At 38.6% G+C, this 25,715-nt stretch carries 31 protein-coding genes; 10 read left to right on the forward strand and 21 right to left on the reverse strand.

The annotated features are described in order from the left end of the window. Positions 1-383: 383 nt before the first annotated feature. Entirely contained in the window at positions 384-668 is a 285-nt protein-coding gene (locus CVS92_RS09270) for a 2-hydroxyacyl-CoA dehydratase (RefSeq protein ID WP_413784238.1), read from the forward strand. A 37-nt stretch (positions 669-705) separates the two neighbouring features. Here the strand turns inward: CVS92_RS09270 and CVS92_RS06230 are convergent, their stop codons facing one another. The 4 genes from CVS92_RS06230 to CVS92_RS06245 are packed head-to-tail and all read right to left on the reverse strand — an operon-like array spanning position 706 to position 3,657. Then, on the reverse strand, positions 706-1,329 hold the full coding sequence (locus CVS92_RS06230) for a tetratricopeptide repeat protein (protein ID WP_107788884.1): 624 nt from the start codon (positions 1,327-1,329) through the stop codon (positions 706-708). After that, the gene (locus CVS92_RS06235; RefSeq protein ID WP_107788885.1) at positions 1,330-1,983 is read right to left on the reverse strand and encodes a tetratricopeptide repeat protein; all 654 of its coding nucleotides are present in this window, start codon (positions 1,981-1,983) and stop codon (positions 1,330-1,332) included. It abuts the gene before it with no gap. 10 nt (positions 1,984-1,993) lie between these two features. Continuing rightward, entirely contained in the window at positions 1,994-3,334 is a 1,341-nt protein-coding gene (locus CVS92_RS06240; RefSeq protein WP_107788886.1) for a dihydrolipoyl dehydrogenase family protein, read from the reverse strand. A gap of 2 nt (positions 3,335-3,336) precedes the next feature. Further along, positions 3,337-3,657, reverse strand: coding sequence for a hypothetical protein (locus tag CVS92_RS06245; RefSeq protein WP_021090811.1), 321 nt, complete (start codon positions 3,655-3,657; stop codon positions 3,337-3,339). A gap of 77 nt (positions 3,658-3,734) precedes the next feature. On the opposite strand from CVS92_RS06245, the gene CVS92_RS06255 reads away from it, so the two are divergent. Beyond that, positions 3,735-4,286 (forward strand): tetratricopeptide repeat protein, encoded by a 552-nt coding sequence (locus CVS92_RS06255; protein WP_107788887.1) that lies wholly within the window; start codon positions 3,735-3,737, stop codon positions 4,284-4,286. Between the two features lie 24 nt (positions 4,287-4,310). On the opposite strand, the gene prfB is transcribed toward CVS92_RS06255, so the two are convergent. Then, positions 4,311-5,411 carry a peptide chain release factor 2 gene (prfB, locus tag CVS92_RS06260; protein ID WP_107788888.1) on the reverse strand — a complete coding sequence of 367 codons (1,101 nt, stop codon included), beginning with the start codon at positions 5,409-5,411 and terminating at the stop codon, positions 4,311-4,313. A 120-nt stretch (positions 5,412-5,531) separates the two neighbouring features. Between prfB and panC the strand changes: the two genes are divergently transcribed. The 3 genes from panC to tilS are packed head-to-tail and all read left to right on the forward strand — an operon-like array spanning position 5,532 to position 8,643. Then, positions 5,532-6,353 carry a pantoate--beta-alanine ligase gene (gene panC, locus CVS92_RS06265; RefSeq protein ID WP_107788889.1) on the forward strand — a complete coding sequence of 274 codons (822 nt, stop codon included), beginning with the start codon at positions 5,532-5,534 and terminating at the stop codon, positions 6,351-6,353. Positions 6,354-6,355: 2 nt separating this feature from the next. Next, positions 6,356-7,666 carry a 30S ribosomal protein S12 methylthiotransferase RimO gene (gene rimO, locus CVS92_RS06270; RefSeq protein WP_107788890.1) on the forward strand — a complete coding sequence of 437 codons (1,311 nt, stop codon included), beginning with the start codon at positions 6,356-6,358 and terminating at the stop codon, positions 7,664-7,666. Continuing rightward, positions 7,663-8,643: a tRNA lysidine(34) synthetase TilS gene (gene tilS / locus CVS92_RS06275; protein ID WP_107788891.1), complete on the forward strand. Its 981-nt coding sequence runs from the start codon at positions 7,663-7,665 to the stop codon at positions 8,641-8,643. The genes rimO and tilS overlap by 4 nt, the downstream gene beginning before the upstream one ends. A gap of 75 nt (positions 8,644-8,718) precedes the next feature. On the opposite strand, the gene CVS92_RS06280 is transcribed toward tilS, so the two are convergent. Continuing rightward, positions 8,719-9,645 (reverse strand): ribose-phosphate pyrophosphokinase, encoded by a 927-nt coding sequence (locus CVS92_RS06280; RefSeq protein WP_021090753.1) that lies wholly within the window; start codon positions 9,643-9,645, stop codon positions 8,719-8,721. Positions 9,646-9,871: 226 nt separating this feature from the next. Between CVS92_RS06280 and CVS92_RS06285 the strand changes: the two genes are divergently transcribed. Beyond that, positions 9,872-10,231 carry a DUF488 domain-containing protein gene (locus tag CVS92_RS06285; protein ID WP_085657431.1) on the forward strand — a complete coding sequence of 120 codons (360 nt, stop codon included), beginning with the start codon at positions 9,872-9,874 and terminating at the stop codon, positions 10,229-10,231. Positions 10,232-10,240: 9 nt separating this feature from the next. On the opposite strand, the gene CVS92_RS06290 is transcribed toward CVS92_RS06285, so the two are convergent. The 14 genes from CVS92_RS06290 to gmhB form a co-directional block, all read right to left on the reverse strand. Beyond that, on the reverse strand, positions 10,241-11,065 hold the full coding sequence (locus tag CVS92_RS06290) for a pyridoxamine kinase (RefSeq protein ID WP_107788892.1): 825 nt from the start codon (positions 11,063-11,065) through the stop codon (positions 10,241-10,243). Beyond that, entirely contained in the window at positions 11,066-11,932 is an 867-nt protein-coding gene (locus CVS92_RS06295; RefSeq protein WP_107788903.1) for a radical SAM protein, read from the reverse strand. A 46-nt stretch (positions 11,933-11,978) separates the two neighbouring features. Beyond that, positions 11,979-13,001, reverse strand: coding sequence for a uroporphyrinogen decarboxylase (hemE, locus tag CVS92_RS06300; RefSeq protein WP_107788893.1), 1,023 nt, complete (start codon positions 12,999-13,001; stop codon positions 11,979-11,981). A gap of 92 nt (positions 13,002-13,093) precedes the next feature. After that, complete coding sequence (locus CVS92_RS06305; protein ID WP_021090904.1) at positions 13,094-13,600, reverse strand: YqhA family protein; 507 nt, start codon at positions 13,598-13,600, stop codon at positions 13,094-13,096. Positions 13,601-13,616: 16 nt separating this feature from the next. Then, positions 13,617-14,642, reverse strand: a complete 1,026-nt coding sequence (locus CVS92_RS06310; protein ID WP_087578734.1) for an aspartate-semialdehyde dehydrogenase — start codon at positions 14,640-14,642, stop codon at positions 13,617-13,619. Positions 14,643-14,692: 50 nt separating this feature from the next. After that, the gene (locus CVS92_RS06315) at positions 14,693-15,847 is read right to left on the reverse strand and encodes a sigma-54-dependent transcriptional regulator (protein ID WP_107788894.1); all 1,155 of its coding nucleotides are present in this window, start codon (positions 15,845-15,847) and stop codon (positions 14,693-14,695) included. Between the two features lie 12 nt (positions 15,848-15,859). Beyond that, on the reverse strand, positions 15,860-16,252 hold the full coding sequence (locus CVS92_RS06320) for a hypothetical protein (RefSeq protein WP_087578732.1): 393 nt from the start codon (positions 16,250-16,252) through the stop codon (positions 15,860-15,862). Beyond that, the gene (locus CVS92_RS06325) at positions 16,228-16,728 is read right to left on the reverse strand and encodes an LPP20 family lipoprotein (RefSeq protein WP_103560299.1); all 501 of its coding nucleotides are present in this window, start codon (positions 16,726-16,728) and stop codon (positions 16,228-16,230) included. Before CVS92_RS06325 ends, CVS92_RS06320 begins: the two co-directional genes overlap by 25 nt. 44 nt (positions 16,729-16,772) lie before the next feature. Then, positions 16,773-19,394, reverse strand: a complete 2,622-nt coding sequence (gene gyrA, locus CVS92_RS06330; RefSeq protein WP_107788895.1) for a DNA gyrase subunit A — start codon at positions 19,392-19,394, stop codon at positions 16,773-16,775. A gap of 121 nt (positions 19,395-19,515) precedes the next feature. After that, positions 19,516-19,911 (reverse strand): SseB family protein, encoded by a 396-nt coding sequence (locus CVS92_RS06335; protein ID WP_107788896.1) that lies wholly within the window; start codon positions 19,909-19,911, stop codon positions 19,516-19,518. Between the two features lies 1 nt (position 19,912). After that, positions 19,913-20,482: a D-sedoheptulose 7-phosphate isomerase gene (gmhA, locus tag CVS92_RS06340; protein ID WP_107788897.1), complete on the reverse strand. Its 570-nt coding sequence runs from the start codon at positions 20,480-20,482 to the stop codon at positions 19,913-19,915. Continuing rightward, entirely contained in the window at positions 20,457-21,875 is a 1,419-nt protein-coding gene (gene rfaE1, locus CVS92_RS06345; RefSeq protein WP_107788898.1) for a D-glycero-beta-D-manno-heptose-7-phosphate kinase, read from the reverse strand. Before rfaE1 ends, gmhA begins: the two co-directional genes overlap by 26 nt. Further along, the gene (gene rfaD, locus CVS92_RS06350; protein WP_107788899.1) at positions 21,868-22,857 is read right to left on the reverse strand and encodes an ADP-glyceromanno-heptose 6-epimerase; all 990 of its coding nucleotides are present in this window, start codon (positions 22,855-22,857) and stop codon (positions 21,868-21,870) included. Before rfaD ends, rfaE1 begins: the two co-directional genes overlap by 8 nt. Then, complete coding sequence (gene gmhB, locus CVS92_RS06355) at positions 22,854-23,369, reverse strand: D-glycero-beta-D-manno-heptose 1,7-bisphosphate 7-phosphatase (RefSeq protein ID WP_107788900.1); 516 nt, start codon at positions 23,367-23,369, stop codon at positions 22,854-22,856. The genes rfaD and gmhB overlap by 4 nt, the downstream gene beginning before the upstream one ends. A 91-nt stretch (positions 23,370-23,460) precedes the next feature. Here gmhB and CVS92_RS06360 point away from each other — a divergent pair, with 91 nt between their 5' ends. The 4 genes from CVS92_RS06360 (at position 23,461) to CVS92_RS06375 (ending at position 25,041) form a co-directional block, all read left to right on the forward strand. After that, positions 23,461-23,763 carry a c-type cytochrome gene (locus tag CVS92_RS06360; RefSeq protein ID WP_072594134.1) on the forward strand — a complete coding sequence of 101 codons (303 nt, stop codon included), beginning with the start codon at positions 23,461-23,463 and terminating at the stop codon, positions 23,761-23,763. A 167-nt stretch (positions 23,764-23,930) separates the two neighbouring features. Beyond that, positions 23,931-24,344 (forward strand): tyrosine-type recombinase/integrase, encoded by a 414-nt coding sequence (locus tag CVS92_RS09275; RefSeq protein ID WP_413784239.1) that lies wholly within the window; start codon positions 23,931-23,933, stop codon positions 24,342-24,344. Between the two features lie 128 nt (positions 24,345-24,472). After that, positions 24,473-24,766 (forward strand): type II toxin-antitoxin system RelE/ParE family toxin, encoded by a 294-nt coding sequence (locus CVS92_RS06370; protein WP_103583534.1) that lies wholly within the window; start codon positions 24,473-24,475, stop codon positions 24,764-24,766. Beyond that, positions 24,763-25,041, forward strand: a complete 279-nt coding sequence (locus tag CVS92_RS06375) for an addiction module antidote protein (protein WP_103583533.1) — start codon at positions 24,763-24,765, stop codon at positions 25,039-25,041. Before CVS92_RS06370 ends, CVS92_RS06375 begins: the two co-directional genes overlap by 4 nt. A 6-nt stretch (positions 25,042-25,047) precedes the next feature. Here CVS92_RS06375 and CVS92_RS09170 read toward each other — a convergent pair. Then, the coding region (locus tag CVS92_RS09170) for a hypothetical protein (protein ID WP_320205036.1) at positions 25,048-25,715 on the reverse strand (668 nt) is incomplete at its 5' end.

Genomic DNA, 25,715 nt, shown 5'->3' on the forward strand with positions numbered 1-25,715 from the left:
ATAGATAACATTTCTCTAAAGTTCTTAGTGATAGAAATCATATTTTTATAGACATAAATTTATGTATTTCATCGGTATTGATATAAGCTCAACATCTACAAAAGTAGTGATACTAGATGATCAAGATAATTTTTGTAATCTATTTTGTTATCAAGTAGTTTTAGTGCCATAAAAATAGTACGCGATATAAAAGAAATTTTAGAACAAAAAGGCTATCAGTATACCTCAATCACAGCCACTGGGTATGGAAGAGTAAGTGTAGAAGTGGATGTAGTAGTTTTTGAAAACTGTATAGGAACTAAAAATTTAAAAATAATATGAGTACATAAGGCGACCTTGTAGAAAATATCGCCAAACGTTACTTAAAGATACCCTGTTCTGTAATATACAAAAACGACGCAATATCTGACGTTATTAAAAAATTTGTAGATGAATATAAAGCAGATGATGTAATAGACATCGTTTTAAGTGGCTGTCACACTTATGCAATAGAAACAAACAAGATAAAAGAAGCCAGCAAAGAAGCTAGCGTAAGCTATATGAGTCTTGAAACTGACTACTCCAAACAAGATATATGTTGGCCAGATCCGCACACGTTTGAAGGTATTTTTAGAATTTCTCGAACAAAACATCAAATTTTAAAAGGCTCAAAAAAGAGCCTTTGTTGATTTGTTACGAATTTTTAGAACAGTATTTTGACTAGTATTACTTTTTATCCACACATTTGCCAAGCTGACAAGCTCTTTTGTAAAGTGCCTCTGCCTTTGTTTCATCTCCGCTTAGCTTTGCAAGCAAAAAGCACGACTGAGCATACTCAAGCTCGCAGCTCTTTGCCAAAAGCCTTATCACTCTAGCCTCAGCCTTGTTTCTATCTATCTTATGAGTTTTTAAATTTTCGCTTTCGATGTAAGACTTTAGCCCCATAGCCTCGTTATAGCAGCCAACGCCATCACCGCTATCACAAGCTAGTTTATAAAGTTTTAGGGCCTTTTCGATATCTTTTTGCTCATCAACTAGCCCTTGCTCGTAAATTTGACCTAAATTTGAACAAGCCGTCGCAAGCCCAGCATTACAAGCTTTTTCGTAGTAACCTTTTGCTTTTACAAAGTCCTTTTCGTTGCTAAAATTTACAGCTAGGTTGTTGCAGTCGATGCTATTTCTACTCTCGCAGTTTTGCACCATCTTCTCTTTTTCAAGCTCAAGACGCTCTGCCCTAGCCTCTTCTTCACTTTGCCAAAAACCAAAGCTCACCATCTTTTGCCAAGACCAGCAACCACTAAGCATAAAACCCATGGCCAAAACAAGACCAAAATTTAAGACCTTTTTCACTTACATTCCTAGCTTTGTGCCTAGTCTTTTCATCTGCGGGCATGCCTTGCTTAGCCCACGAAAGCAAGCAACTTTATAAATTCCATAAGCCCTTTTTTCATCTTTATTGACACCAAGGCCAAGCTCATACATCGCACCGATATTGGCGCAACTTGGCAAATCGCCAGCATTGCATGCATTTGTATAAGCTTGCATTGCTAAGTAATAATCTCGCTTAACGATTTCGCCCTTTCTATAAGCATTGCCTAAATGATAGCAAGCTTGCATGCCTCCGCCATTGCAACTTTCTTTATAAATTAAAATTGCCTTTTTTGGATTTTTTTTAACTCCAAGTCCAAGCTCATAAAGAGTGCCCAAATTTGCACAACCAACTTGCACCTTAGCATCGCAAGCCTTTTTATAATTTGTTAAAGCATTTTCATATTCTTTTAAAAGCTCGTAATTTACACCCAAATCGTTGCAAGCTTCAGCATCGCCTTCTTCGCATTTTGGTATTAAAATTTCGATCGCATTTCTTGAAATTTGCTCTTTATTTTGCACTATTTTTTCATCCTTTGGTTGCTGCCACGAATCATCTTGTTTTTGTCCTACACCAATCACATTTAAGCAACCAGTAAAAAATAAAGCTGATAAAAGCAATAGATATTTTTTCATTCTTTTCCTTTTAAAATTGTCCAAATAAGTCATTTAGTGCTTCACTGATGCTTGGATGAGTAAAAATTTGATTTTTAAAGAAATTTGCATTTGCTTTTAAATTCATAGCAATTGCGATTTCATTTATCAGCTCATTTGCATAGATGCAGTGAAAGCTAGCACCTAAAATTTCGCCACTTTGCGCATCAACGATAGCTTTTAACATGCCTACATCATGATTTAGTACTTTTGCGCCTGGTACTGTTGCCATACTAAGCTTTAGCTCTTTAAAATTTAGACCAAATTTACTTGCTTCTTTGGCGTTCATTCCAACTCTTGCTAGCGGAGTGTCGGTAAATAGTACATTTGCGTGAATGCTTCTATTTTTAGTATTTCTCTTTTTATCATCAAAAATTTGTGAATAAACTATCCTAAAATCATCCAAGCTCGTATAAGTAAAAAGCTCTCCGCCGCGCACGTCGCCTACCGCATAGATGTTTGGCACATTTGTTTGAAGATTTTCATTTGTCTTTATAAAGCCTTTTTCATTTAGATCAACTCCAGCAGCTTTTAAATTTAAATCATCTACATTTGCCACTCTGCCAAGTGCGATCAAAAATGCATCAGCCCTAAGGCATCTTTGCTCGCCATTTTGCTTGAAATTTAATACATTTTCTTTAATGCACTCTATCTCGCAACCCTCTAAAATTTCAACGCCTTGGACTCTAAGAGCTTCTTTTACGCTATTAGCTATATCATCATCTTCGTTTTTAAGTATTTTTGAACGTCCTATGATAGTTACTTTTGAGCCAAAATTTGCAAACATTGATGCAAACTCTATACCGATAAAACCACTACCGATAATGACAAAATGCTTTGGTAAATTTTTTAGATCAAGCAAAGTTTGGCTTGAAAATATATTTGAGTTTACAACCTCAAAAGGAGTATCTGCCTCTTTTGAGCCACTATTTATGATGATAAAGTCGCCCTCTATTAGCTTTTTCTCACCACTTGGCGTTGTTACAAGTACGCTATTTTCACTAGCAAATGAGCCAACACCATCGATCACATCGATATTTTCTTTATCATTTAGCATCGCATAGTTTTTAGCATTCAAAGCTGAGATTAGCTTATTTTTATTTTCCACACTAAGCGTGTAATATTCGCTTTCAACGCTATTATTTACAAATTTTGCCTCTTTAGCGGCTGTTATTAGGCGTTTGGTTGGTATGCAGCCAACATTTATGCAAGTGCCTCCATACATCTTTGGCGATCTCTCTACAAGAGCCACTTTTTTGCCAAGTGCGGCAGCTTTAACCGCTAGCGTTTTGCCAGCTTTTCCAAAACCAATAATTACAATATCATATTTCATTTTCAGTCCCTTATCTTTCCCATTACATAGTAAGTTGTTTCATTTATCTTTTTTAGCTCCATTTTATATTTATTAGCCCAGTTTTTTATGATTTCATCAACTCGCTCTTTTATTTCATTAACGGTAGCTACATTTTTTATCTTTAGTCTATCTTCACTTCCACTCATCGCCACAAAACAAAGGTGCGGCTTTAAATGATCGTTTAGTTCAATTATGCTCTTTGGCAAAAGACCATCAGTATTGTTTAAAATTCTACACATTTGAGCAGTGGTCGTTTCATTGACGTTATAGCCAAGCTGGATTAAAAGCGCATTATGATCCATATCGTTCCTTTTGCTTAAAATTTGCGGGCATTATAAGATAAAATTGGATAAAATCGCCTAAATTTTCAAGGACAAATATGAAAAAATTTATCATTTTTGTGTTTAGTGTTTTGCTATTTTGGGGATGTTCGTTAGAGCAAATTTCACAAAATTTTGGCCTTAGTGAGCCACCACTTGATCCAGAGGTCGAGCAAATAGCAGACACCATCTATCTATATAACGAGGGTAACTATCCAAAGGCTTGTAAGAGATTTTATGATTACGCAAAAGATGGAAATGTGCTTGCCATGCAGCAAACTGGCGTATGTTTTCGTGACGGCAAAGGCTTTAGCAAAGATATCTTAAGAGCACTTTTTTGGTTTGAAACAGCTGGCAGATACGGCAATATAGACGGACTAAGAAGTGCTGGATATATCTACGAATACGGCCTTGGGGTCAATAAAAATTTAGAAAAAGCGATATATTTTTACGAAAAAGCTACAAGCCTTGGCTCAAGCGAGGCCAGTTACGATCTGGGGCTTATCTATCTAGGTAAAAATGACTATAAGAAAGCAAGAATTTATCTTGATGAGGCTTGCTTTAAAGGCAAAGAAGAAGCTTGCACAAAGCTAAAAGAGATGAAATTTTAGCTCTCATCTCTTTTTATAAATTTACTACGCCTCAGCCTTTTGAGCGATCAAGACGCCTTCTATCATCTTTTTGATGTCACCATCAAGTATCACATCGGTTTGTGAATATGCCTCGCCGCTGCGGTTATCTTTTACTTGCTGATATGGGAAAAGCACGTATGATCTTATCTGATGCCCCCAGCCGATCTCGCTCTTTTCTACGCTGTTGCTCGCTTCTTGCTGCTTCATCAGCTCAAGCTCGTAAAGGCGTGATTTTAGCATTTTCATCGCTGTGGCTCTATTTTTGTGCTGACTGCGGTCATTTTGACACTGCACGACGATGCCAGTTGGTATATGCGTGATGCGAATGGCAGATTCAGTCTTGTTTACGTGCTGACCACCTGCACCGCTTGCTCTATAAGTATCTATCTTTAGATCTTTTTCCTCGATCTCGATCTCTATGTCATCATCTATCTCAGGGCTTACCATGACACTTGAAAAGCTTGTATGACGGCGCCCTGCACTATCAAATGGGCTTGTGCGAACGAGCCTGTGGATACCATTTTCAGCTTTGAAATATCCATAAGCATTTTCACCTTTTACTATAAAGCTCACGTCCTTTAGCCCAGCCTCATCGCCCTCTTGAAAGTCAAGAGTCTCGACCTTAAAGCCCTCGCGCTCGCAAAATCTAAGATACATCCTATAAAGCATACTCGCCCAGTCGTTACTCTCAGTGCCACCAGCTCCAGGATGGATCGATACGATCGCATTTTTACCATCATCTTCGCCACTTAAAAGCATAGAAATTTCAAGATTTACAATCTTTTCATCTAAATTTTTAGCGTCATCAAAGAGAGAATTTATAGTCTCTTCGTCATTTTCAGAATTTGCTAGCTCAAAAAGCTCCTTTGCATCACTTACTGCCTGATTAGCGTCATTAAATTTTGCAAGCATATTTGAAATTTTAGTTTTTTCTTTATTTAGCGCTCCTGCTTTAGCGATATCTTGCCAAAAATCAGGATCTTGCTCGGTGGCCTCAATCTCTTTTAATCTAGCCTTAATCTCTTCAGGCTTTACGATAGAGCCTATGTTTTCAACTTTTGTTTGTAGCTTCTTTAAAAGCTCGTTGTATTCGTAACTATCCAAGTTTTTCTCCAAAAATTTTTGCCGATTTTAGCCAAAAGTTGCTTATATTTTTAAATTTACGCCCTTTTAATCCTTTTTTGTTACAATGCCAAGTTAAAATTTCAAACAAAAAGAGTCAAAATGCAAATCATAAGAACTATAAAAGAACTTGAAAATTTCGTCTCTAGCACAAGCGCAAAGATCGGTTTTGTGCCAACCATGGGCGCACTTCATGACGGACACATTAGCCTTATCAAAAAATGCGTGAGCGAAAATGAGATAAGCATCGTCTCAACATTCGTTAATCCAACTCAATTTTTACCAGGCGAAGATCTGGACAAATACCCAAGAAACGAGCAAAACGACATTAAAATTTGCGAGCAAAATGGCGCTAGCGCTATTTTTATACCAGATGCTGGTGAACTTTACTTTGAAGATGAGCCACTCATCATTGCTCCAAAGAAATTTTCGGCCATCTTAGAGGGCAAAACTAGGCCAGGCCACTTTGACGGCGTCTTAAGGGTGCTAAACAAGCTATTTCGTCTAACTCGTGCAAATAGCGTTTACATGGGCAAAAAAGATACACAACAACTAATCATCGTGCAAAACATGATAAAGACATTTTTCCTAAACATCGAGCTAGTAGCTTGCGATATCGTTAGAGAGCCAGACGGCTTAGCGCTTTCAAGCAGAAACGTCTATATCTGTGACGAAGATAAATGTAATGCTCTAAGGCTTTCAAGATCGCTAAATAAAGCACAAAATTTGATCCAAAACGGCGAAGAGGACGCAAGCGAGATCAAAACAAAGATGCTTGAAGTGCTAGAGCCATTAAAGGTTGATTATGTCGCTATTACGGATAGAAATTTAAATGAAATTTCTAAAATAGAAAAAAATAACACCATCATTTTAGTGGCAGCTTACGTTGGTAAAACTAGGCTAATAGACAATATCTGGATATAAAAATGCCAAAACTTCACTTAATTTCACTTGGCTGTAACAAAAATTTAGTTGATTCAGAAATAATGCTTGGCAGATTGCAAAACTACGATATTACCGATGACATCAGCGACGCTGACGTCATCATCGTAAATACCTGTGGCTTTATCAAATCCGCCAAAGAAGAGAGCATACAAACCATACTTGAGATGCACGAAGCTCGTAAGAATGGCTCTTTGCTAGTAGTAACTGGCTGTCTTATGCAGCGATATAAAGATGAGCTTATGAAAGAGCTGCCTGAAGTTGATTTATTTACCGGTGTGGCCGACTATGACAAGATCGATGAGATCATCTTAAAAAAGCAAAATTTATTTAGCCCGCAAACTTATCTGCAAGCAAATGAAGAGCGTGTGATAACTGGCTCAAACTACCACGCTTACATCAAAATTTCAGAGGGCTGTAACCAAAAATGCAGCTTTTGCGCGATACCGACATTTAAGGGCAAGCTAAAATCACGCTCGCTTGAAAACATCGTAAATGAGGTCAAAAATTTGGTTAAAAAAGGCTACTACGACTTTAGCTTTTTGTCCCAAGACTCAAGCTCATACATGCGCGATCATGGCGTTAGCGACGGGCTAATAAATTTAATAGACGAGATAGAAAAGATAAAGGGCGTAAGGAGTGCCAGGATACTTTACCTCTATCCAAGCACGACCAGCAAGGAGCTAATTGAACGTATCGTCGCCTCGCCTGTCTTTCACAACTACTTTGACATGCCGATCCAACACATCAGCGAAGACATGCTAAAGATAATGAAGCGTGGAAGTGGCGCTAAAAAAATCAAAGAGCTTTTAAATTTAATGAAAAATGCCGAGAATTCATTCTTACGAACTGGTGTCATCGTGGGTCATCCAGGAGAGAGCGAGGAGGATTTTGAGGAACTTTGCAAATTTTTAGAAGAGTTTAAATTTGATAGAATTTCAGCCTTTGCCTACTCGAAAGAAGAAGATACTGCCTCTTTTGAAATGGAGCAAATCCCAGCCAAGATCATCTCAAAAAGACTAAATAAGATAGAAAAAATCACTAAAAAATCGATAAATGAGAGCTTGCAAAAAGAGATTGGCAAGCAAATTTATGCTTCTCTTGAGGGCGAAAGTAGTGAGGGGGAGATGTTTTACGCAGCCAAAAAAGATATCTGGGATAAAGATATAGATGGCGAAATTTTAATAAACGAAAGCGATGTAAAAGAGCTTGAGATCGGCTCACTCTATCTTTGTGAGGTCTCTGACGTGGTCGATCAAAAACTAATCGCTAAAATCATCAAAAAAGCAAAATGATAAGCCAAAATGTGCGAGAAAAGCTAAGCTCAGGTGCAAACCTGCTTGCATTCTCGCACGGCATAGACAGCACCGCACTTTTTTACATTTTAGAAGATGCTGGTATCAAATTTGATCTAGCGATGGTTGATTACAATGTTCGAGAGCAAAGTAAAAGCGAGATAAAAAGCGCAAAAGAACTTGCGGATAAATTTGGTAAAAAAATTTATACTAAAAGCGTTTTTTTAGATAGGTCAAATTTTGAAAAAAATGCGCGCGAGGCAAGATATGAGTTTTTTGGAGAAATTTGTCAAAAATTTGGCTATGAAAATTTGATCATAGCGCATCAGTTTGACGATAAATTTGAGTGGTTTTTGATGCAGCTTAGCAAGGGTGCTGGACTAAAAGAGCTCTTTGGCATGAGTGAGCTTGAAAAGAGAAAGCACTTTTGGCTAGTTAGGCCGCTTTTAAATTTACGCAAAAAAGAGCTTCAAAACTATCTTGACGAGAGAAATTTACGCTATTTTATCGATGAGACAAATTTAAAAGGTGAGTTTAAAAGAAGCTTCATGAGGCTAAATTTTAGTGAGCCATTTTTGGATAGATATTTTAGTGGCGTAAAAAAAAGCTTTGAGTTTTTAGAAGCCGATAGACAAATTTTAATGCCAAATATCACAAAAATAAGTGATGAAATTTTTATCATAAAAAATGATAGTAATGCGATACGAGGCGTTGATATGGCGGCAAAAGAGCTAAATGTGCTTCTAAGCGAAGCTCAAAAAGATGAGCTAAGCAAAAATTTAGCAAAGCAAACAAGCGTGGTGCTAAGCGGCAAGATCGCTGTCGGATACGCAGACACTTACCTTTTAGTAACTCCATTTTGCAAAGCCATAATGCCAAAAATTTTTAAAGAGAAGGCTAGAATTTTAAAAATTCCAGCTATAAATAGAGGCTATCTTTTTGCTACAAATTTTGATCTATCAGAGTTAAAATTTTAATCAAGTAGTTCTAAAAACAATAGATAAAGAAGTTTTGGCTTTTGCCGAAACACTCAAAGCAAAAGCCAAGATTAATTAAAATAAGCTATTTACGCTTTCATTGTGATATACACGGCGTATCACTTCGCCAAACAATGAAGCAGCACTTAGCACTTTTATACAAGGAAGCTCCTCAGCTAGAGGTATCGTATCTGTTACCACTAGCTCATCTAAAAAGCCCAGTTTTAACCTATCGTAAGCTGGCCCACTAAGGACTGGATGCGTGCAAAACGCCATAACGCTAGTTGCACCACGCTCTTTAAAAATTTCAGCTGCTTTTACGATCGTGCCAGCTGTATCTATCATATCATCGACTAAAATCACATCTTTACCATTTACGTCGCCGATTATATTCATTACTTCGCTTTCATTTGCTTTTTCGCGGCGTTTATCTACGATAACCATGTCAAGATTTAGATTTTTAGCCAAGGCTCTAGCACGAGCCACGCCGCCTACATCAGGGCTTGCAACGATTGGATTTGGTAAATTTTTGGCTCTTACGTAGTCATTAAAAATGATGCTTCCATAAAGGTTATCAACCGGAATATCAAAAAATCCTTGAATTTGTCCTGCATGAAGATCCATAGTGACGACTCTATCAATACCTGCTGTTTGCATCATGTTTGCCACTAGTTTTGCAGTGATCGGCACTCTAGGAGCTGCTTTTCTATCTTGTCTAGCATAGCCAAAATACGGCACAATCGCTGTTATAGAGCTTGCACTGCTACGTCTTAAAGCATCAGTTAAGATAAGTAGTTCCATTAAATTTGTATTTGTCGGTGCACATGTTGGCTGAATGACAAAAACATCTTTTCCGCGCACGCTCTCTCCGATTTGCACGCTGATCTCTCCATCGCTAAATCTTTTTATACTTGCCTCGCTAAGAGGAAGTGAAAGATATTGCGAAATTTTCTTTGAAAGCTCAATATTAGCCGTTCCTGAGAAAATTTTATAGCCTCTCATAATGATAACCTTTTTAGTGATTTTTATGTTGGGATTTTATCGAAACGAGCTTTAATTTAAATTTATTCTTTTTAGGACCATTTCTAGCCCTAGTTTAATTCTTATCGCCACAATCAAAAATTTTAGCTTTGATTTTACAAACCTTAAAATTTAAACAAGTATAAAAAATATAAGATAACTAAGAATATTTTTTTATTTATAAACATTATAGGACTACAATCACAACATGTTTAAAGCTTATAGAATTTATGATTTTATCAAAGATGATAGTTTGGATATGAAGGCGGCTTTTGTTGATAGACTCTATCCAAGGGGCATAAGAAAAGAGATATTTTCAAATTTCATTTGGTTAAAAGATATCACACCAAGCACTGCTTTAAGAGAGTGGTTTCATGAAGATAGAGAAGCTAGATTTGATGAGTTTTGTGAGAAATTTGAGCTCGAGCTTGATAATGAAAAAGCACAATCTTGCTTTAAAATGCTAAAAAAACTAGAAAAAGAGCATGGCGATATAGCACTTCTAACAGCTAGCAAAGATATAAATCTTTGCCATATCGTTGTGTTATTAAAAATTTTAAATAAGTAGTTTGCCAGCCTATTTTGCAAGAGTGCCAAGCACCTTTTCAAACTGCACACCATACCATGTGCGGTTCTTATCTTTTAGCGTGATTTTAATGCTGCTAAGCACAAAGTTTGCTGCCTTTTTGATGGCATTTTGCATGCTTTCACCATTTATAAGTGAGCCAAAAAGCACAGAAGCAAAAATATCTCCAGTTCCACTCGTGTGAAATGGCAAAAACTCGTGAAAATACTCTACTTTCTCTTTTGCCTTTGCATCGTAAGCTATGATGCCACATTCATTTTGCTTGTATCTAATGCCCTTTAACACGATCTTTCTAGCTCCAAAGCTAGCTAAGCCTTCAAGCAACTCTAAAATATAATCTTGCGTATAGTCACTACCCAAAAACGGCATCCCACACATAAAGCTTGCTTCAGTTATGTTTGGCGTGATAACGTGAGCCTTTGTGCAAAGTTCGCGCATTTTCATAACAAATTTTTCATCAAATCCGTGATAGAGCTTGCCATTGTCGCCCATGCAAGGATCTACAAGTATTAGTGGAGCAGAGTCATTAAACTCATTAAAAATTTTTTCTATCAGCTCGAGCTGACTAAAGCTGCCTAAAAACCCGGTATAAATTCCATCAAATGCGATATTTTCTTTGTGCCATACTTGTGTTATCGCGTCAAATTCATCAGTCAGATCACGAAATGTGAAATTTTTAAAGCCAGTGTGAGTCGAAAGTAGCGCAGTAGGCAATATGCAAGCCTCAATGCCTTGAGTGCTAATTATCGGAAGTGCGACAGTAAGGGAACATTTGCCAACGCACGAGATGTCTTGTATTGTAAGGATTCTTTTCATTTATGCTCTTAGTTTGTAAAATTTTACTCCGGCAACATCGGCTAGATAAACCACATCTTGTTGCAAGAGCTTGTTTAAAATTTGCTTTGAGTGCTCTGAGAAATTTTCTTCAACATTTGCGATAGTTTGCGGACGACGTCTTAGCATTTCTAAAATTTCATCCTCACTAAAGTTATACTTTTGCTCTATTTTGTGAGCTTTAGCTATATTAACCGGTACGCCACTTATCTGCTTGGCTAGCTCCTCTAGTTTTTTGGCATCTATACCCTTTACATTGTAAGCTGGTGGGCGATCTATCGTGCCAATATCCACTCGGTGCGGAGCTATCTCATTTATCGCCTCATTAAGCGCTATAAATTCCTCTTCTTTGTCGTTAAACCCAGCCACAACCAAAATTTCAAGTACAAGCTCGCCATTAAATTCCTTGCGAAATTTAGCCATCGCTTTTATGAGCTCGCTAACTTCTATACCGCTTTTGTTGCGGTCTATCTTTTTAAAAGTACTTTGCACTGCACTATCAAGGCTAAATTTAACTATATCAAGCCCATGTAGTGCTTCACAAATTTTTGGGTCACGCACGCCTGAGCCATTGCTTAGAATGAGAGTTTTTGCGCTACCTTTTAGCTCATTTACTTTTGCTATCAGCTCTTTTAAGTGCGGGTAAAGAGTTGGTTCGCCATTTGCCGTAAGTGTGATGACATCGATGTTTTTATGAGTTTTTAAAGCTTCTTTTAAAGCGCTTATGATCTCATCAACGCTTGGTGGATTTTCTATTGTTTCAACATTCTTTACACCACTTAGCTCGCAATAAACACAGTCAAAATTACATGATTTTTGCTTTGGGCTTAGATCGATGCCTAGGCTCATGCCAAAACGGCGAGAATTTATCGGTCCAAAGACGATGCAAGGCTTGCTACCTTGCACTTTTTGTCTGCACCTGTTTTATAAAATATTTTGCATTCTCAACTGGCACATCAGGCAAAATTCCATGCCCAAGATTGAAAATATGAGGCACGCCTTTCATCGTGCTTAAAATTTTATCCACACCTTCATCTATCGCCTTTTTGCTATATAGCCTTGTTGGCTCCATGTTGCCCTGAAGGACGTATCTTGGGCTAAGTTTTTCTTTTGCTAGCTCGATCGGCGTGCTCCAATCAACGCCAAAAACGTCAAATTTACCTGAAATTTTATCCAGATATCCGCTTATACCTTTTGGGAAAACGATGACTGGGATCTCTGGAAACTCAGCCTTGACGCTATCAACTATTTTGTTTATGTAGTTAAATCCAAACTCAAAATATGCCTGCTCTTCAAGTGCAGCCGCCCAGCTGTCAAAAATTTGCACCGCATTTACGCCTGCTTTTATCTGCTCTTTGACGTAAAGGATGAGTGTTTGCGTCACTTTTTCTAAAATTTGATGTAAAAATTCTGGATTTTGATAGAGCATCTTTTTGCAGACCGCATAAGTTTTACTGCCACCACCCTCGATCATGTATGTAGCTATCGTCCAAGGTGCGCCACAAAAGCCAATGAGCGCCTTATCTTTGGCTAAATTTTCTCTTGTAAGCTTGATCGTGTCATAGACGTATGCTAAATTTTTAGTCGATTTTTCGATACTTAGCGCGTCAAGTGCGGCCTTATCACGCAAAGGCTCACTAAAAACTGGACCCTCGCCCTTTTCAAAACGTAGATCCATACCCATTTCAAGAGGCACAACCAAGATATCGCTAAACAAAATCGCCGCATCAACGCCTAGAATTTCAACTGGTTGAAGCGTGACTTCGCTAGCCTTTTTGTAGTCTTTGCAAAGCGATAAAAAATCCCCTGCTTGCGCGCGTACTCGCATATACTCTGGCAAATATCTACCAGCTTGGCGCATCATCCAAACAGGCGTATAAGGGGTAGGTTTTTTAAGACAAGCGTCTATAAAAATCATTAAATTTCCTTTAAATTTTTAAAGGGATATTACCTAAAAATAGCTAAAGAAAAGATGTATAGGAAATTTTAAGCGTAAAAACGCTTAAAATTTTAGTGATCTCCCTTGTGAAGGAAGTAAAGTCCAAGGCAAAGTGCAAGGATAGAAGCCGCAAGATAGGCCATCTCAAGCGGAGTTGTGAAGTTTGCGTGAAGCACCCTTTGGAAGAAATTTACGATTAAGACCATGACGATCACTTTGCCAAGCTTGTCTTTTAGCTCATCAAGTGAATACACTTCAAGTACCTTGCTCTGCTTTGACTGTTTTAGCTGTGTGATCTCTGAGATGAAAAGCTCGTAAATTCCGAAGCTAAATATATAAAGAACAAGTGCCATCAAGTATAGATCGATCGCTCCAACTATCTCACCAACGACTTCTGAGTGGAAATTTTCAACGTGAAAATCTGCAGCAAAGAAATATTTATAAACCTCTAAAAGTACCTTGCCGACGTCGTAACTTGCGATGATAAAAAGCACGATCGCACCTAAAAGTCCAAAAACTACTGGAAAAAGTGTAAAGCTGTTGCTAGCAAGCAAAATTTTTTCAAATATCTTACGCAATAAAAATCCTTTTTATTTACTCTTGCATCGCGATCCACTTTTGTGCGATCCTGACGGCATTTGTCGCAGCTCCCACACGTATCTGATCGGCACTGCACCATAGATGAAGCACATTAGGTCTGTAATTATCAACTCTGATCCTACCGACATAAGTCTCATTTGTATCGCTTGAAATGATAGGCATTGGATACTCTTTATTTGCTGGATTATCGACTACGACGACGCTTGGAGCTTTGCTTAAAATTTCTCTTGCTGCGTCCGCACTTACATCCTTATCAAAGTGGATAGTGATCGCCTCTGAGTGGCTTCTAAGCACTGGCACACGCACACAGGTAGCGCTAACTTCGATATCTTTGTGAAGAATTTTTTGCGTCTCATTGACCATTTTCATCTCTTCTTTTGTATAGTCATTATCCAAGAAAACGTCTATATGGGGGATCACATTTAGTGCTAGGCGGTGCGCAAATACCTTTGGCTCGCACTCATCAAGCTTAAACTCAAAGAATTTTTGCATCTGAACGACAAGCTCTTCCATGCCCTCTTTGCCAGCACCGCTTGCTGCTTGGTATGTAGAAACGTCGACTCTATTAATACCAAAAGCGTCGTTTAATGGTTTTAAAATTTGCACCATTTGGATAGTCGAGCAGTTTGGATTTGCGATGATGCCGCGGTTTTTCCACATAGCAATGTCGCTTGGATTGCACTCTGGCACAACAAGAGGGATATCTTTATCCATCCTAAAATGGCTGGTGTTATCGATGACTACTGCACCACTATCAGCTGCAAATTTGGCAAATTTCTCTGAGACTGAACCGCCCGCACTAAAAAAAGCAATATCTATCTCATGCTCGCTAAAAACCTTTTCGGTTAGCTCTTTTACCTTGTAATATTTGCCATTAAATTCGATCTCACTACCAGCGCTTTTTGCACTAGCAAGCGGCAAAAGCTCTCCAACTGGAAACTCAACCTCTTCCATCACTCTAAAAAGCTCTTCGCCGACCGCTCCAGTAGCACCAACGACAGCTACGTTAAATTTTCTCATCTGCTCTCCTTATCTTTTTTTAATTTTCGTAATTTTACTTAAATTTATGGCTATTTTTTGCTTCTGGCTTGTAAAAATAGATCATTTGGCAAAATTTCATCACCCTCGCTTAGTATCGCCGCTCTTTGCACGACTGAAATGAGCTCTCTTATGTTGCCTGGATAGTCATAGCTCAAAAGCTCCTCTTTTGCCGCTTTTGAGAAATTTTTAGCCTCAAAACCATACTCTTTGCAGCATTTTTCTAAAGCATCCTGCGCGATAGGTAAAATTTCGTCTTTTCGCTCGCGAAGTGGCGGGATGAAAAGCGGGATCGTATTTAAGCGGTAGAAAAGATCCTCTCTAAACCTGCCCTCCCTCATCGCAAGCTCTAAATTTGCGTTTGTGGCGCAGATGATGCGAACGTCTATCTTTTCACTCTTTGTAGCGCCAAGTCTTGTTATCTCGCGCTCCTGCAAGGCACGAAGCAGCTTTGGTTGTAAATTTATGGGCATCTCGCCGATCTCATCTAAAAATAGCGTTCCGCCATTTGCTAGCTCAAACTGTCCTTTTTTTGTAGTCGCAGCGTCGGTGAATGCACCTTTTTCAAAGCCAAAAAGCTCACTTTCAATTAAATTTTCAGGGATAGCCGCCATATTTAAAGCAACAAATGCCGCATCTTTTCTCGGTGAGTTTGCATGGATAAATTTAGCAAAGACCTCCTTACCAACGCCGCTTTCTCCGCTAAGCATTATTGAAGCGTCAGTCCTTGCGGCTTTTAGCGCGATATTTAGCGTCGCTTCAAGCGCCTTTGAAGTGGCTAAAAAGCCGTTATTTTCGCTTTTGGTTTCAACTTTTTTTATGCTTTTTGGAGTTTTTTGCTTTAGTGCCTCTACCCTTTTTATCGCTTCATATAGCGTTGAGACGTCAAATGGCTTGGTTAAAAAGTCTTTTACGCCAAGCCTAACGCTCTCTATCGCCTTGTTAAGTGTCGCGTTACCAGTCATTATAATGACGTCAAATTTGCCATTTAGTTCTTTAATGAACTCAAGTCCGTCCATCTTTGGCATGTTTATGTCGGTTATGATTAGATCAGTGTCGTCGTTTAGTTTTTTTAGAGCTTCAACTGCGCTCTTGTAGCTTTTGATGTTTAGCTCTTCATACTCGCCAAGTGCGATCTCAAGCGACTTTCGCATATTGATGTCATCTTCTACTATGACGATATTCATTTGATCTCTTTTTTATTGAAGTGTGCCGATGATAGCGGATTTTGGCTTAAATTCCACCATAAATCTAACTGGCAAAATTTTCAAATTTGAAGCGTTTGTGACCTGCGCATTTTTGACATTTAGCTCATTTTTTATCATCACTTTTTTTAAGGCAAAGCAGTCAAAAATTTCATCTTTGTGTAAATTTAAAAAGCCAAGAGTTGTGGTATTTTCATCTTTAAAAGCGTCTATCTGGCAAAGAAATTTTGGTTTTGGATTTGGCGAGAGAGTCATCGCCTTTGAAAATGAAATTTCTTCAAAGGCAACTATTTGGTTTTTTGTATCGACCTTCGCCCAGAAGATAAATTCTTCCAAGCAAAAGGCAAAATTTAAAAGTATCGTTAGTAAGAAAAGACTTCTCGCCACTTATCTTCGTCTATCTTAAGCTCCATATTTACCTTATAAAGCCCGTCTTTGAAATTTTCATTCACGATCCTTGCGTTTTTAACAAGACCTTGAACCTTTGAAGTGATAGATGAGTCGTTTAGCATCGCGTCTCTTACGGTGTCTTCAGCGTTGATCTTTACGCCATAAAGCTTACCAGCAAGCTGAGAATAAGCATCAGCCATAGCTGCTCTTTTTGCAAGAGTGACTGACTGAGCGTATGAGAGCGAATTTAGTGGAGCTATGCCCTCGCCTGTGGCTCTAAAAGTGGTCTCTCTTGGAGCACTATCATATATCATCTTCTCTTTTTTCATCACCTCTCTAAGATCGTCTTTATCGACCTTTTGGATGACTACATTGCGGTTTGATGTGCTAGTTGGCTCGCCCATAAAGCCGTTAAATGAGCAACCGCCAAAAATAGTAACCATCAAAGCAAAAGATAAAATTTTAACCTTCATAAACAACCTTTTTTATGCTTTTATTTAAAATTTAATAGCAAAATTTATTCCAAAAACCCCATATCTTCGCTTGGTGCTTCATCCTCATCTTCGCCATCATCTGCCTTAGGGCATCTTGCGATACTTACGACATCATCGCCATCGACATTTACGACGATCACGCCGCTTGTATTGCGTCCTGCTTTGCGGATGCTTTGCATATCAACTCTGATCATCTTGCCACTTGATGTTAAAGCCATTAGATCTTGCTCTTCATCAACCATCACAACACCCACTAGATCGCCTGTTCTGCTTGTTAGTTTCATGCAGATGACGCCTTTGCCGCCACGATTTGTCAAGCGGTACTCATCAGCAGTTGTGCGCTTGCCGATACCTTTTTGAGATATGCTTAAAATTTCTTGGTCATTGCTTTCGATGACTGCTGCGCCTACGACTTCATCGCCTGGCTCTTTAAATTTAATGCCAGTTACGCCACGTGCAGTTCTTCCCATTTGGCGAACCTTGCTGATCTTAAATTTAAGACACATACCCTTTTTAGTAACGACAAATAGCATTGTCTCATCGCCTGAGTTTGCGTCCTCTTCAGCATTTGCACTATCTTCGTCGATCTCATTTTGAAGCTCTTCTACTTCAAGCACCTCAGTCTCAACACTTAGCTCATTTTCAGGGTCAGTGACTGGCATATCATCGTATGTTTGAGCGATGAGCGCAGTTACTAGCTCATCATTCTCATCAAGGCTGATCGCTCTTACGCCAACTGAGCGGATGTTTTTAAACTCACTTAAATTTGTGCGTTTTACGATGCCGTTTTTAGTGAAAAACGCTAGAGATTTGCTCTCGTCAAAGTCGGTTGTTGGGATGATCGCTTTGATCTTCTCGTCAGGCTGCAGCTGGATCAAATTTACAACTGCTTTGCCCTTTGCCGTGCGGCTTCCCTCTGGGATTTTGTAGACCTTTAACCAGTAAAGCTGTCCGCGGTCTGTCACAAACATAAGCGTGTCGTGAGTATTTGAAGTAAAGAAGCTCTCAATAAAGTCATCATCATATGTAGTGACTGCTACTTTACCCTTGCCGCCACGTTTTTGCTTCTCATACTGCTTACTTGGCACACGCTTGATATAGCCACGGTGTGTTATGGTTACAACCATATTTTCATTTGGTATGAGGTCTTCGATATCGATGTCATCGTAGTCATCAACGATCTCAGTCACTCTTGGTACTTTAAATTTATTTTTGATCTCAAGAAGCTCTTCTTTGATCAAATTTTCAAGCAATGTCTCGCTCTTTAAAATTTCATCAAGTCTTGCGATCTCAGCCATAAGCTCAGCTAGCTCAGCCTCTAGTTTTTCTCTCTCTAGGCCTGTAAGCTTGCTTAGACGCATATCAAGGATAGCGTTTGCTTGAAGCTCTGAGAGGTTAAATTTACTCATCAGCCCTTCTCTAGCAATGGCTGTATCGGCACTATTTCTAATAAGCTCGATCACCTCGTCTATGTTATCAAGTGCGATCTTTAGACCCTCTAAGATGTGGGCTCTTGCACGTGCTTTTTCAAGCTCAAATATCGTTCTTCTAATGATGACCGTTTTTCTATGATTTAAAAATAGCTTAAGTAGCTCGATAAGGTTAAATACCTTTGGCTCTTTGTTATTAATAGCAAGCATAATAACGCCAAAAGTGCTCTCCATCGTGGTTGATTTAAAGAGATTATTTAGCACGATGTCACTCATAGCATCGCGCTTTAGCTCGATGACTACACGGATGCCGTCCTTGTCAGACTCATCTCTAACCTCGCTGATGCCCTCTATCTGCTTATCTTTTACAAGCTCAGCGATCTGCTCGATAAGCCTAGCTTTGTTTGTTTGATAAGGCAGCTCGTCGATGACGATCACGTCTTTGTTTGGCTTTTTTTCTATGTGAGTTTTGGCTCTTAGTTTGACCCTACCACGACCTGTGCGGTAGGCCTCTATGATGCCCTTTTTACCAAAGATGATACCACCTGTTGGGAAGTCTGGACCTTTTATAAATTCCATCACCTCTTCAAGTGTCGCTTCTTTGTTTTCAAGAAGTAGCAAAAGACCGTCTATTAGCTCATCAAGGCTGTGTGGCGGGATATTTGTCGCCATACCGACAGCGATACCGCTTGAGCCATTTAGTAATAAATTTGGCACACGGCTTGGAAGTACGTCTGGCTCAACCTCTCTATCATCGTAGTTTGGTACAAAATCAACCGTGTCTTTGTCTATATCTTTCAAAAGCTCCTCGGTAAGCATAGTCATTCTAGCTTCAGTATAACGCATAGCAGCTGCGCTGTCGCCGTCTATCGAGCCAAAGTTTCCTTGTCCGTCAACAACTGGATAACGCATAGAAAATTTCTGAGCCATACGAACAAGAGCGTCATAAACTGCTGTATCACCATGTGGGTGGTACTTACCGATGACTTCACCAACGATACGAGCTGACTTCATGTAGGCACTTCTGCTGCCAACGCCAAGATTGTCCATAGCATATAAAATTCTTCTGTGAACTGGCTTTAGTCCGTCTCTAGCATCAGGCAAAGCACGTCCCACAATGACACTCATGGAGTAGTCAAGATAGCTAGTTTTTATAGACTCTTCGATATCAACAGACGCGATATCTTGGGTTAATTCAAGTAGGTTGTCTTTCATTTTTTTCCTTAAATTTAGCTTGGCTGATTTTAACCAATAATTGATAAAAACTTGCTAAATAGCAAATTTGTGCGGTGCGAAAGATCGCTATAATAAAATAAATTTTTTTATAAAGTAAAATTTAGTTCAAAATTTTTTCTATCTGATCTTTTTTAAGAATAAAATCGTAGCTAAAAGCATCTACCACGACTCCAGCGTAGCTACTCTCTTTTAGCATCGCATGATACTCTTTTAGCCCTATCTCTATGCTCTCTTGCTCGCTGTCATTTCGCCAAAGCTTCATCGCCTCTTTGCTAGTAAATGCTGGAAAATAGCTAAGCTTCTCACTCTCATCTTCAAGCAGGATAAATTTGATATTTGAGCCCTCCTCCTCATAAACTACGCCGCCATCAGGCTTTGCAAGCGCTTGGTTTAAAAGCACTGGAGCGAAAAAAGTAGCCTTTTTCAAAGCTACTATCAAATTTATCTCATTTTGCTGGCTGGGATCTTTTAAAAATTTATCCATAGCTTCTTGCATTTTAGCCCCTAAAAGCCTCGTCTACGGCCTGGCAAATCGTGTGGATAAAAAAGATATGTGACTCTTGAATTCTTGCCGTATCGCTTGAGCTAACGACTAAATTTAGATCGCAGCCCTCATTCATCGCACCACCGCCTTTACCACTAAGCCCAAGTACCGATACGCCCATTTTCTTGGCACTTTTTATAGCTTCAAGGACATTTTTGCTGTTGCCGCTTGTTGAGATCGCCACCAGTAAGTCGCCAGACTGAGCTAAGGCCTCAAACTGACGTGAAAAGACATAGTCAAAGCCGTAGTCATTGCCAATGGCCGTAAGTGCCGAAGTATCAGTAGTTAGCGCGATGCCTGGGAGCGCTTGGCGCTCGCTTTTATATCTGCCAGTTAGCTCGGCTGCAAAGTGCTGAGCGTCCGCTGCAGAGCCGCCGTTACCGCATATGAGCACCTTTTTGCCATTTTTTAGCGTATCAGCTACCATCTGGCAAGCGCGCTCTAGGCTATCAAGTAAATTTACATGCTCGCTAAAGGTCTTTTGGTGAGCCTCGAGTTCATTTTTTATCATTGTTTTTAGCATCTTTTATCCTTTTTATTATCCCTGTTGTGCTTTTGCCCTCGACAAAGTCAATTAGCCTGACCTCTTTTACGATCTCGCTGCCAACGACCTCTTTGTCTTTATAATCAGCCCCTTTTACAAGCACGTCAGGCTTTATCTTTGTTATCAAATTTAATGGCGTATCCTCGTCAAATATCACGACATAATCGACAAACCCAAGCCCACTTAGCACGCAGGCTCTGTCATCTTGCGAGTTTATAGGCCTAGCCTCGCCTTTTAGCCTCTTAACTGAAGCGTCCGAGTTTAGCCCAACAACCAAAAGATCGCCAAGCTCTCTTGCACGGGCTAGGTATTTTACGTGCCCAGCGTGCAAGATATCAAAGCAGCCATTTGTGAAAACGACCTTTTTCTTGCCCTTTTGGCTCAAAATTTCTTCTAGCTCCTCAACGCTTTTAAGCTTGTGCTCGAAATTTGCCCCAAATGAGCTATTTAGCAGCTGCTCGATCTCGCTAAAGCTAGCCGTTGCGCTACCTATCTTTGCCACGACGACGGCTGCTGCAAGGTTTGCTATCTTTATCGCCTCTTTTATGTCAGCCCCATTTGCTAGCATATAGCCAAGTGTAGCCAGCACCGTATCTCCAGCGCCAGTGACGTCAAAGACCTCTTTTGCCTTAGCGGCAAAGATGTGTAGCCTGTCGTCATATAGCGCGATACCCTCTTCTGAGATCGTGATGATCGAATAGGTCAAATTTAGCTCGTCTTTTAGCTGTTTTATCGCCTTTTCAAGCTCAACCTTGTCTTTTATCTTTAAATTTGTAGCCTCGCTCGCCTCTTTTTTATTTGGTGTCAGAAGAGTTGCGTTTTTGTATTTTGAGTAGTCACTACCTTTTGGATCGATAAGTACTGGAATTTTTAGCCTCACGCACTCGTTTATTATCTCTTGGCAGACCTTTTCGCTAAGCACGCCCTTACCGTAGTCACTTAGCAAGACAGCCTTAAAATTTGTAAGATTTTCTTTGACTTTTAAGACAAGCTCATCTTCTAAATTTATCTTGACAACACTCTCTTTATCGATCCTGACAACTTGCTGGTGAGATGCCATGATGCGGCTTTTTATCGAGCTTTCACGTCCTTTTTCGGTGAGTATGAGCTCATCTTTTACATTTAGCTCAGCAAGCTTCTCTTTTATCTTTTTGCCAGCCTCATCATCTCCTAGGACGCTAGCCACACTCACATTTGCACCAAGCGAGAGTAAATTTCTCACCACGTTGCCAGCGCCACCAAGCGTGTAGGTTTCGTTATTTATCTTCACCACTTGCACTGGTGCTTCAGGAGAAATGCGGTCGCAGCTGCCCCAGATATAGTGATCCAGCATAAGATCACCAACGACTAAAATTTTAACTCTCTTAGCCATTTAGCTCTTCCTTATAAATTCTCTTTATCTCTGGCAAGTAGTCTTTGATCGCCTCTTCCAAGCTCCAAGTCGCGCTAAAGCCAAATGCCTCGCGAGCTGGAGCTACGTCGGCCTCTGTGTGAAACTGATATGAGCCGATAAACGGGTTTTTGATATATTCGTTGCCTAAATTTACGCCGATCTCTCGTTGCAAGATGTCAGCGATATCTTGAAAGCTTCTAGCCTTGCCAGTAGCTGCGTTATAGATGCCACTTGGCGCATCAAGCGCTTTTATATTTGCATCAATAATGTCTTTTATATAGACAAAGTCACGTTTGATCTGGTCGCTGCCCTCAAAGAGTCTTGGGGTCTTGCCAGCTAAAATTTGTAAGCCAAACTGAAGTACCATTGAGGCAGTTTTATTTTTGAAAAACTCGCCCTTGCCAAAGACGTTAAAATACCTCAGCCCAACCACACTTACACCACGTTTTGCATAAATTTTATTGATATTATCCATGCTTAGTTTGCTAAAGCCGTAAACATTATTTGGCGCTTCGCACTCACCAACGGTTTGCGGGCTCTTTGCGTTGCCATAAGTGGCACCTGAACTTGCATAGATCATCTTTGCGCCCAAACTCTCGCAGATGTCAAGCAAATTTACAAAAGCGTTTACATTTGTTTTTATTAGCTCATCTTGCTCTTTTACGGTCGTGTCAGAGATCGCTGCTTCGTGGTAGATAACATCTGGACGAAAGCTCTTTATCTTTTCAAGCGTGCTAGGATCGTTGATGTCGCCAGCGTAAATTTCACCTTTAAAACCAAGTAAATTTTTAAAATGACCAAAGCTTTTTAGGTTGCCATTGCTAAATGTCTCGTCGTTTCTAAATTTATCCACAACAAGCACGTGAGCATCTTTGTAATTTTCATCAAAATAATGCGCTAAGGCTGAGCCGATAAAGCCAGCGCCACCAGTTATAACTATCTTTTTTCCATTTAAATTCATAGTGATTTTTCCTTTTTTAGCTTATTTAAAATATCTCTTACATCTTTAAAATTTATGCCATCAAGTAAGAAATTTCTACCAACACCTGCCCTTTTACCAGCCTCGACGTCACTTGGCTTATCGCCTATCATGAGCGAGTTTTTAGGGTCTATATTAAACTCTTTGCAGGCATCAAGTATCATTTTTGGATTTGGTTTTCTGCAAGCGCAATCCGCCACTGGAGCATGTGGGCAAAAATAGACTTTGGTGATGGAAATTTGCTCTTTTTTGAAAATTTCAAGCATAAATTTATTTAGAGCGTCAAACTGCTCCTGCGTGTAGTAGCCTCTTCCGATACCTGATTGATTTGTCACGACAAAGAGCTTGTAGCCAGCCCCAGCAAATTCTCTTAACGCATCAAAAATGCCATCGATAAATTTAAAATCTTTTATCTCATAAACATATCCAGCATCTTCGTTTATTACGCCATCTCGATCTAGAAAAAGTGCTTTAATAGGCTCATTTTTATTCATTTGGTGATTATAGCCAAAATATTTTAACTAGCTTCTTGCGAATTTACCTTTTTGTACTATAATGCATAAACTTTTTTACAAAGGATGAAAAATGAAAAAATTACTAATTGTTTCTAGCGTTGCGGCTCTACTTTCAACTGCTGCCTTTGCTGCAGATGGTGCTGCTATCTACAAAAAATGCATCGCCTGTCATGGTGCAAAAGCTGAAAAAATGTTTAATAATAAAGTTCCAGCTTTAACATCTCTTGATGCAGCAGCTATCGAAGAGGCACTAAAGGGTTATAAAACAGGAGCAAATAAATTTGGTCTTGGCGCTATGATGAAACCAATCGCTACTCCAATGAGTGACGAAGATGCAAAAGCAGTAGCTGAATACATCCAAACTTTAAAATAATAATTAGGGGCATTCGCCCCCTCCTGCATTTTTTAATTTATACTAATAATCCATAAAACATATAGTAGATGGAAATTTCTCTTTTTATATTTAAAAGTTATGAAACCTATTTTTTACTAATCTTTCTTTTTACATATTAAAATAAAACTATTCTAGTCTTCAAAGCCATAAAACAACGCTTAGAGATAGCTAAGAGCGTAAGTAAAATAGAGGCTCGCAAACTCTTTACTGAAACAAAAGATGACCAAGTGCTTCGTATGGCTTACTACTGGGTATCTCAAGGTGCTTATGATAACTGCAAAGACCTACCATTAAACAAGTGCCCTATAACTCATCTAAACCACGATACAGCAAATCGTATGTGGTGGGCTGCAAGAAACCATCTAGGATATAAGGGAGAAAACAACACTCACGGACTATACGTATTACGCCATACAGTGGCTTCCAGGTTAGTGAGTTTGAAGGGATTTAATGCTCATAAATTGATGGCTTTTATGGGTCATACAGATATTAAAAGTAGCTTACACTACGTTCATCTCAACGTTGATGATATACGTGATGGTGTGGGGGTTGGTGCTTAATTAAAAGATGATAAAAAGTAATGGGCATTTGGTTGCGGAGGACGGATTTGAACCGCCGACCTTCGGGTTATGAGCGTTAAGGGCTTTTATAAGTAGCCATTAAGCTACATTTTTTTAAAATCCATTTTATGAAAATATTAAAAAGCACTACATTTGACAAATGGTTACATAAATTAAATAATCCGATCGTTAAAATTTCTATTTTAAGAAGATTAGATCAAATAGAAACTAAAGATCATTTAGGAGATTATAAATTTATTGATACAGATTTATATGAGCTTAGATTTTTTAATCGTGGTGGAATAAGAATATTTTTTACTTTTAATGGCGATGAAATAATTATATTATTAAATGCTGGCGATAAAGATAGTCAAAGCGATGATATTAAAAAAGCAAAAGAGATATTGAAGGATTATAAATGAAAGAAGAATTTACAAAATTTAATTTAGAAGACTATTTAACAACCGATGAACTTAGAAAAGAATATTTAAATCAAGTTTTGGCCGATGGCGATATCGAAGAATTTAAAAGAGCTTTATTTTATATTGCAAAATCAAAAGGTATTGAGAAAGTTGCAAAAAAAGCAAATTTAAATAGGGAAAGCTTTTATAAGATGTTTAAAGAAAATTCAAAACCTAGATTTGAAAGCATATTTAAGGTTGTAAATGCTCTTGATATTAAACTTGTTTATGCCTAATATATCTTAATCAAGGTTTAACTTAATCCCAAATTTTAAAAGCTCTTTTGGTAAAAAGTCATCTATATTGTTTATTGTTTCATTATCTATTTCTATTAAATTTAAACCATATTTTTTATAAAGGTGTTTCTTTTTTTCCTTTCTCGCTAAATATTTTTCATCTTCTTCGTATCCCCAAAATTCTATATAAATTTTTCCTTTTGGTATATAAAAATCGCAATACATATCTTCTTCTATTGGAACTCTTTTTTCATAAGCGTGTGCTATACACTCTCCAAATAGCCAGTTTGATATAATTACTTCAGCCCTGCTTCTTACATAGTGTCCATCATTAGTTCTATATTCTGCCTTAAATTTATCTCTAAAATTTTCTTGCTTTTCTTCTTTTTCTTCTTTTTTTATTTCGTTTATAAAGATATCGTCTTTTAATATTTCTTCTGTCCATCTAATATTTGCTTTTCCCATATAAAAATTTTGCTCTCCACCTTTGCTTTTTCCAAGTTGTGTTACTGTATATCCATTACTACATTTTTCGGCATAACCTATATTTACAAAAGCTTCGTTTATCTCTTTTGAATTTTTATTAAATGCTTCTGCTATTTGTTTTGCTGTTATAATTTGCATAAAATTCCTTTTTTTAAAATTTGTTTTTCTTACTTGTTTTTCTATAAAAT

The sequence above is a fragment of the Campylobacter concisus genome (assembly GCF_003048555.1).
GTDB lineage: Bacteria > Campylobacterota > Campylobacteria > Campylobacterales > Campylobacteraceae > Campylobacter_A > Campylobacter_A concisus_AO.